Source organism: Streptomyces viridosporus (genome assembly GCF_002078235.1).
GTDB lineage: Bacteria > Actinomycetota > Actinomycetes > Streptomycetales > Streptomycetaceae > Streptomyces > Streptomyces viridosporus.
On record NZ_MSGP01000231.1, the window covers coordinates 1 to 7,742 of the forward strand.

8 protein-coding genes and 1 pseudogene are annotated in these 7,742 nt (G+C 76.0%); 5 read left to right on the top strand and 4 right to left on the bottom strand.

Translation table 11 applies throughout. The features are described 5' to 3' along the window. Both B7L92_RS17145 and B7L92_RS17150 read right to left on the bottom strand, forming a co-directional pair. On the bottom strand, window positions 1-842 hold an 842-nt coding region (locus tag B7L92_RS17145), incomplete at its 3' end, for a cyclic pyranopterin monophosphate synthase MoaC (RefSeq protein ID WP_107501513.1). Window positions 843-1,152: 310 nt separating this feature from the next. After that, window positions 1,153-1,596, bottom strand: a complete 444-nt coding sequence (locus B7L92_RS17150; RefSeq protein WP_081238471.1) for a hypothetical protein — start codon at window positions 1,594-1,596, stop codon at window positions 1,153-1,155. Window positions 1,597-1,796: 200 nt separating this feature from the next. On the opposite strand from B7L92_RS17150, the gene B7L92_RS17155 reads away from it, so the two are divergent. Together B7L92_RS17155 and B7L92_RS17160 are read left to right on the top strand one after the other, a co-directional pair. Further along, a complete protein-coding gene (locus tag B7L92_RS17155; protein ID WP_081238472.1) occupies window positions 1,797-3,008 on the top strand; it encodes a PP2C family protein-serine/threonine phosphatase in 1,212 nt (403 codons plus the stop codon). 62 nt (window positions 3,009-3,070) lie between these two features. Further along, window positions 3,071-4,156, top strand: a complete 1,086-nt coding sequence (locus B7L92_RS17160) for a hypothetical protein (protein ID WP_081238473.1) — start codon at window positions 3,071-3,073, stop codon at window positions 4,154-4,156. 186 nt (window positions 4,157-4,342) lie between these two features. On the opposite strand, the gene B7L92_RS41110 is transcribed toward B7L92_RS17160, so the two are convergent. Continuing rightward, window positions 4,343-4,507 (bottom strand): hypothetical protein, encoded by a 165-nt coding sequence (locus B7L92_RS41110; protein ID WP_004985714.1) that lies wholly within the window; start codon window positions 4,505-4,507, stop codon window positions 4,343-4,345. Between the two features lie 92 nt (window positions 4,508-4,599). Here B7L92_RS41110 and B7L92_RS17165 point away from each other — a divergent pair, with 92 nt between their 5' ends. The 3 genes from B7L92_RS17165 to B7L92_RS17175 all read left to right on the top strand — a co-directional run bounded on the left by B7L92_RS17165 (window position 4,600) and on the right by B7L92_RS17175 (window position 7,220). Beyond that, the gene (locus B7L92_RS17165; protein WP_081238474.1) at window positions 4,600-5,949 is read left to right on the top strand and encodes a helix-turn-helix domain-containing protein; all 1,350 of its coding nucleotides are present in this window, start codon (window positions 4,600-4,602) and stop codon (window positions 5,947-5,949) included. 171 nt (window positions 5,950-6,120) lie between these two features. Continuing rightward, window positions 6,121-6,897, top strand: a complete 777-nt coding sequence (locus B7L92_RS17170; RefSeq protein WP_081238475.1) for a GAF and ANTAR domain-containing protein — start codon at window positions 6,121-6,123, stop codon at window positions 6,895-6,897. A gap of 47 nt (window positions 6,898-6,944) precedes the next feature. Continuing rightward, complete coding sequence (locus tag B7L92_RS17175; protein ID WP_081238476.1) at window positions 6,945-7,220, top strand: hypothetical protein; 276 nt, start codon at window positions 6,945-6,947, stop codon at window positions 7,218-7,220. Window positions 7,221-7,250: 30 nt separating this feature from the next. Here the strand turns inward: B7L92_RS17175 and B7L92_RS17180 are convergent. Beyond that, window positions 7,251-7,742 (bottom strand): annotated as a pseudogene (locus tag B7L92_RS17180) (hypothetical protein); the annotation flags it as partial.

The window sequence follows — 7,742 nt, forward strand, 5'->3', positions numbered from 1 at the left end:
CGCTCGGGCTGACGGTGGCCCTCGTCTCCTGGCTGGCGGGCCACCGTCAGCCCGAGCGCGAGCAGCAGCCAGGACGCCGTGCGCAGGGTGGCCGTGAGGGCGTCGTAGACCGCGCCCGCCGCCGGGCGGTGGATCCGGTCGGGCAGGTCGGCCAGGGTGAGGCGGCGGCCGAGGACGACCGCGAGGGCGAGCAGGGCGCCGCCCAGGGCCGTGCCGAGGCCGGCCGCGGTGAGCGCACGGCGGCGGCAGCCGGCGACGGCGATCCCGGCGACGGCGAGGACGGCGGACGCGAGCGGCAGCCGGGAGGCGGCGGCGTCCAGCGCGCGGTACCCCTTCCGGAGCCCGGCCACCTCCTCGGCCGGCACCACGGCGACCTCGGTGCGCTCGACCGGGATGCGGTGGGCCAGCGGCATGTGGTCGGCGGCGAGGTGCGCCCTGACCCGCGCGGCGACCGGGGCCAGGTCGACGAGGACCGGCCCCCGGACGGCCCCGTCCTCGCGCACGGCGCGCAGCACCGCGTCGTGGACGGCCAGGTTCCCCGCCTCCCACGCCGTGCGGAAGGCCCCGGTGCGAGTGAACGAGTGCACCGCGTCCCGCACGAACGGCCCGAGCGCGTCGTTGGCCGCCTCCGCGTCCAGCTTCCGCGCGATGGCGTCCCCGACGGCGTCGGCGAGCACGTCGGCGACCGCGTCGCGCACGGAGGGGTCGTCGGCCAGCGGTGCCACCGTGCTGACGTACCGTCCGGTGTCGGCCAGATCGAACACCGCCCAGGCCGCGAGCGCGCCGCACGGGGCGAGCAGGCACGCCAGGACGACCAGCGCCGTCGACAGGGCGTTGCGCAGCCGGGCGTGCGGCCGGTCGCGGCAGGGGGCCGTGCGGGGCGTGCCGCAGGGGGACGCGGGGTGGCGGGGAGCGCCGCCGGCGGGCCCGCCGGCGGAGGGTTCGTCGTGGAGGGGCACCCCTCCAGGCAAGGCGCCGGGGGCCGGGTGCGCGAGTGCCGGCGGCGCGTACGGGTGCACCGGGCGGGCCGAACGGGTACCTCGCGCCCGTCACGCCCGCGCCGGGGGATCCGCCCCGGCGCGCCGGGCCCCGTCGTGCTCCGCCCCGTCGGGGGTGCGCCCGGGTGGGCCCGCCCGTCCCGCGGACGGGCCGTCATGTGACGCGGCGGTGGCCCTCCGCGTCCTCGCGCGTGTAGTAGCGGTAGAACAGGAGTACGAAAGAGCCGGCCGCGACGATCAGTCCCAGCCATATGGACCGCACCACGGACTCGTTGGACTGGCTGACCAGGAAACCGACCGCGCTGCCGATGAAGGCGGCCCAGACCACCGCGTGCATCTCGCGCCGGAGTCTCGGGGCGACGGCCTGGAGGGCCAGGTAGACGAGGAAGAACACGATCCCGGAGAGGAAGCCGAACAGGAAGTTCCCGACGGTGATGGGGCCGCCGTAGCGCTGGTTGGCCGCCGCCCAGTAACCGAAGACCACGGCCAGGACGAGGGGGACCGCCACCCTCGCGATCCGGTGGGTCCGTGCGTCGAAGATGTCGGGTGTGCGGGGCCGCCCGCCCATGGGCCGGGCCCGGGGTGCCGCGTAAGCCATGGAAAGCCCTCCTCTTCTCTCCTCGCCCCCGCCTACCAGAGCACACCGGCCGGGAGCCGTCGGCAAGTCGGCCACCGGACCCGCCCGGGGAACGCGCCCCGGAACCCCCACGGGATGCGTCCGGGGAACGCGCCCGCGCGCCCCCGCGGTCCGCCCCGGGAGCGGATGCGGGCCGGGCGGCCGCGTGTTTCGCTGGGGCGGTGAGCCAGGGCAGCGGGGAACACGGCCCGCACGACCGGTACCCCCGGGCCGGTCGCAGCCCTGCCGTGCACCGGTCCGACCTGCTGTACGTGCGGGGACACGATGTCGCCTGGCTGCCGCCGCTGCTGTTGCTGCTCGTCATCCCCGCGATCGACTATGGGAGCAGCGGCGACTTCCGGACCCTCTCCTGGATCGTGCTGGTGCCGGGCATCTCCGCCGCGATCTGCGGGGTGCGGGGCACGGCCGTGTTCTCGGTGCTCGCCCTCCTCGTCTACACCGCCGTGGACAGCGCCTGGCCGCACGAGTACCAGTCGGGGCTGCCCGACTTCATCCTCGTCACCATCGGTGGCATCCTCGCCACGCTGGCCTGCGCGGTGCGGGTGCGCGGGGAGCGCCGCGCGCTGCACATGCGGGACGTCGCCGACACCGTCCGCCGCACCCTGCTGCGCCCCCTGCCGCCGGACTGGGGCGGCCTGGAGCACGCCGGTGTCTACCTCACCGCGGACGTCCAGGCCCGCGTCGGCGGCGACTTCTACGACATCCAGCCGGGCCCGCACGGCACCCGGGTGCTCGTCGGCGACGTCCAGGGCAAGGGACTGGGCGCGGTGGAGACGGCGGCGGTGCTGCTCGGCGCCTTCCGCGAGGCCGGCTACCACGAACCGGAGCCGGCGAGCGTCGCGAAGCACCTGGAGACCCGGATGCTGCGGCACCGCGAGTACACCACGGCTCTCGGCCGGCGCGACGGCGACCGGTTCGCCACCGCCGTGCTGCTCTCCTTCCCGGCGGACCGGACCGACGTGGTGGACGTCGTCGTCTTCGGCCACGAGCCCCCGCTGGCGGTCAGCCCCGACGGCGTGCGGTACCTGCCGAGCGGCGGGGGGCTCCCGCTCGGCTTCGGCGACCTCGCGCCGGGCCCGCCGGGCGTGCACCGGGTGTCGGTCGCCCCCGACGAGACGCTGCTGCTGGTCACCGACGGGGTGACCGAGGCCCGGGACGCCGACGGCACGTTCTACAACCTCGCCGCCGACGTGGCCCGGGCGGTGGTGGCGGACCCGCGCGCCACCCGGCCGGCCCGGCTGGTCGCCCTCGTCCGGGACGGGACGCTGCGGCACAGCCACGGCCACCTGGTCGACGACACCACGGCCTTCGCGGTACGGCGGGTGCGCACCACGGGGGGTGAAGACCCCGAAGGGGGACGTTCACCGTCCTGAGACCCCCTTCGCAGCCGCAGCGGTTACCGTGCTGCCCTGACTGATCGACAGGGGGAGGGACCATGACCGGAACCGTGCTGCTGCTGGCGGCCTCGCCGCTGGGCCGCGGGCGACTGGTGGACGCGGCGTCCGTGCTCCCGGTCCTCGCGGCGGTGCCGCCCGCCGTGCTCGCCGGCACCGACACCGCGAACGTCGTCGAACTCGCCGATCCGCTGCAGCCGCAGGCCGTGCTGACCCGGCTGCGCGCGGCCGCCGCCGCCCCCGGACCGCTGACCGTGTACATCACCGGCCAGCTCCAGCTCGACCGCCGCCAACGGCTGCCGCACCTGGCGCTGGCCCGGACGACCGCGTCCACCGTGCGGTACACGGCGTTCCCCTGGCACTGGTTCCGGGAGGAGCTCCGGCTGCGGCCGACGGGCGCGACGACGCTGGTCCTGGACCTGCACGCCGACCCGGAGACCTGGCAGTCGCTGATCGCGCCCCGGCCGCCGGGCCCGGCCCCGGACCCCCTCGACTGCGGCCCCAACAACGCCGTTTACGGGCGCATCGCCCCGCCGCCGTCCCGCCGCGGTGTCGCGGCACCGGCGTACATGAAGGCGGTCGCGACGATTCTGCGCAGCGGGCGGCGTCCGCCGGACGAGGAGCTGCACCAGCAGGCGCTGACCCGGATCGCCCCGGAGAGCTCGGGCGCCGACCTGGTGCTGGCCCGGCGCGGTCCCGTCCCGGGCGACCCGCACGCGGCCCTCACCGCCGCCGTGCGCTCCGGCCGCCACACGGACGCCGACGCGCTCGCCGCACGCCTCGAGCAGGCCGCCGGCCTGGCGCACGGTCCCGCCTCCGAGGAGGCGCTGCACTGGGCCGAGGTCAGGGCGGACCTGGCGATGCTGGCCGGTGACGCGGTGCGCAGCTGCCGTGCCTGGCTGGCGGTGGCCACCGCGCGGCTGGCCGCCGGCCAGGCGGCGGACGCGCCCGCCGTCGAGACGGCCGTGGACCGGGCGCACCACCAGTGGGGCCGGATCGGCGAACCGGCACGGGCCCGCGAACTGGGCCCGGCACTGGCGGAGTTGCGGAGCCGGGTGCCCGGTCGGCGCAAGGGCGCCCTGGACCATGTGCAGCGTCAGCTACGGCAGTTGCAGACGCAGGACTGACCGGCGGGCACAGGGCCGACCGGCAGATGCAGAGCCGACCGGCAGACGCAGGGCTGACCAACGGGCGCAGGGCCGAATGACAGGCGCAGAGCCGACCGGCAGGTGCGGGAACGGCCGGAAGGCCGGGGCCGGTCGGCATCGAGGCCCGGCGGACCACGGCCCCCCCCGGGCCGTCGCGGGCGGGCCCTAACGCACCGCCGCCTCCACCGGGGCGGTGGTCCGCGGTCCGGGCTCGGGGTGAGTGGCTCTGGCCGGGCCGGCATTGGCCGCCAGGATCAGCGCGGCGACCGCGACGACGGCCGCGGCGAAGCCTCTGGCGTAACGCTCGGTGGTGCGTGTGCGTTCCAGCACGGCGACCTCGCAACAGCGACGGGTTAAACAAGCTTAATCAGCGGTTTAACCTAGGGGCTGTCGGTCGCGAACGGCAAGGGGGGCTGGGGGAGTTGGGCGTTGCTGAGCGGGACGACCCGGAAACCATCGGGCGCCGGGTGCAGAAGCTGCGGGTGGAGCGCGGACTGACCCAGAAACAGCTGGCCGAACCGGTGTACACGCCCGCCTACGTCTCCACCCTGGAGTCCGGACGGGTGCGTCCCTCCGACGACGCCCTGCGGCATCTCGCGGACCGGCTCGGAGTCGCGTTCGACGAACTGGCGACCGGGCGTTCGGCCCGGCTCGTCACCGAGCTGCGGCTGCGGCTGACCGGGGCGCAGCGCACCCTCGCCGCCGGGGAGGCCGAGGCCGCGGTGGAGGAGTACACCGGGCTGCTGGCCGAGGCGGAGGCGCACGGCCTGGCCGAGGAGCGGGCCGCCGCGCTCCTCGGGCTCGGGGAGTGCGCGCTGGAGACGGGCGAACTGGTCACCGGGCGCGAGTACTTCGAGCGGGCGGAGCAGTGCCTCGCCGACGCGCCGCTGCCCGCCCGGGTGCCGGCGCTGCGCGGACGGGCCGTCGCGCACTACCTCGCCGGGGAACTGCGGTACGCGGTCTACCTGCTGGAGACCACGATCGACGAGCTGAACCGGGGCGGTCTGCACGACCCGGACGCGCTGCTGCTGCTGTACACCGGCGCGATCGGCCCGTACATGGACATGGGCGCGTACGTGCGGGCCGCCCAGGCGGCGGAGTTCGCGCTGGCGCTCGCGCCGCAGTCCCGGAACCCCGAGCTGGTGGCGCGCATGCACCGGTCGGTGGCCCGCACCCTGCTCGCCGAGGGCCGCGTCGCCGAGGCCGACGCCTCGCTGGCGAAGGCGGCGGAGCTGTACCGGGAACTGCACCTGCGCACCGAGCTGGCCAACTGCCACTGGATGCGCGGGTACGTGTACGCGCAGAACGGCGAGCTGGAGCGGGCGGAGGAGGAGCTGCGCGAGGCGCTGGAGATGCTGTCGGCCCGGCGCGCCTCCCTGTACAGCAGCCAGGTCACCGTCGAGCTGGCCGACGTACTGCACCGGCGCGGCAGTTCGCGGGAGGCGGCGGATCTGCTGCGGGGCGTGCTCGGCGGCCTCTCCCCCGAGCGGGGCGCGGTGCACGCGGCGGCGGCGCACCGGCTGCTCGGCATCATCGCCGAGGACGCCCGCGAGACCGAGCGGGCCGAGGAGCACTACGTCCGCGCGATGAGCCTGCTGGAACGCGCGGGCGCCGCCGGCGACCTGGCCGACCTGTGCCGCCTCCTCGGCGACCTGCTGCGCCGCACCGGCCGCGTCGAGGCGGCCCTGGACGCCTACCGCACCGGCCTCGGCCACCGCACGGCCCCGGGCACGACGACCCTGGGACCGGCACCCGCGCAGCCCCCGGTGTGAACGGCGGGCGCGGCGTGCCGCATCGGCCCCCGCGCGGTGTCCGGCCCGCGGGCCGGACCGCGTACGTCCGTTTCCGGCGGGGAGGCCCCCGGGGGCGACACGGGGCGTGTTTCGGGACGGGCGGAGAGGGTAGCCGGGGCTCCGTCCGGCCGGTGACGTGCGAGGGAGGCGATGGTCGTGCGCCCCAGGGACGACCCTGGTGGCGACCCGGGTCAGGGCCGCTTCCGGGGCTCCGACGACCACGGCCACGAACGGGCGGCCGACGCGATCGCCGCCCGGGTGCGCGGTGCCGAGCCCGGGGAGGTGCCGGGCCGGTTGTGCACGATGGCCGTCGAGCTGCTGCCGGTGGACGGCGCGAGCGTGTCGCTGCGCAGTGAGGGCATGCCCGTCCAGCTCGGCGCGAGCAGTACGCACGCCGCGTATCTCGCCCAGCTCCAGGCCACCCTGGGGGACGGCCCCTGCCGGTGGGCGCTCCAGACGCGGGCGCCCGTGCTCGTCCGCGACCTCACGGCCGAGTCCTGCGTCCACCGCTGGCCCGTCTTCGCCCAGCAGGCCCTCGTCGCCGGCGTGCGGGCCGTGTACGCGATCCCGCTGGGCAGCGATTCCGTGTGCGTCGGCACGCTCGACCTCTACCGCGACACCCCCGGCGGACTCACCGACGAGCAATTGCGCGTGGCGCGGCTGGTGGCCGGTGTCATGACGGCGGCGCTGATGGAGCTGCCGCACGGCGAGGAGTACGGGCTCCAGGGCGGCGAGCCCTGGCTGAGCGGGCTGGCCGTCGACCAGGACACGATCTACCAGGCCGTCGGCATGATCATGGCCCAGCTGGGGATCGGCGCCGACGAGGCCCTGGCCCGCCTGCGCGGCGACGCCTTCGCCCACGACCGCACCGCCCTCGACGTGGCCCGGGACGTGGTGGCGCACCGCAGACGGTTCGACGCCTCCTGAGCACCGGCCCCTGTCAACCCGCCTTCCGGCGCATAGGGTTGCCGGTCATGGACGCAACGATTCTGTTCCTCGTCTTGCTGGTGGTCCTGAGCGGCATCTCGATCAGGAGCCGTATCGCCGCGGCCGACCGCCGCGTGGCCCGGGTCGAGCGCAAACTCGACCTGGTGCTGGAGCACTTGGGGCTGCGCGAGGAGATACCGAGGCGGGACGAGATCGTCGCGCTCGTGCGGGAGGGGAAGACGGTCCAGGCGGTCAAGGTGTACCGGGAGGCCACGGGCGCCGACCTGGTCGAGGCCAAGCAGGCCGTGGACCGTCTCGGCTGAACCGCCGCCGGAGGCCGGCCGCCCGCGCCGTCAGACCCGGGCCCGTGCCTGCCGTCCGATCTCCGACAGCCGCTCCGCCCCGAACCGCGCCACCCCCAGCGTGACCTCCGACAGCACCGCGCCGAAGCCGCCGTTGGTGAGGGTGATGGTGTTCTCGCCGACCCGGACCGCCGCGACGTCCATGGTGAGACGCATCGGCTCGCCGTCGGCCGCCTCACCGGTCAGCGTGACCCGCAGGGCCGTCCGCGCGTCCCCGGCCTCCGACAGCGGCAGCTCCTCCACCCGGACGTCCTGCGCACCGGCCCGCGCGGTCGCCGTGAACCGCTCGCACGTCCGGGGCAGCGTGCCGAGCCGGTCCAGGACGCGGTCCACGTCGGCGGGCCGGTGCGCGGAGACCTGGTAGCGCAGCTGGGTGTCGTCGGAGGAGTCGTCCAGCGCCACCACGGCACGCGGTCCGGTCGGCTCGCCGAACAGCTCCTCCGTGTAGAGGACGTCGAGCAGCCACCGGCAGTCGGCGTGCTC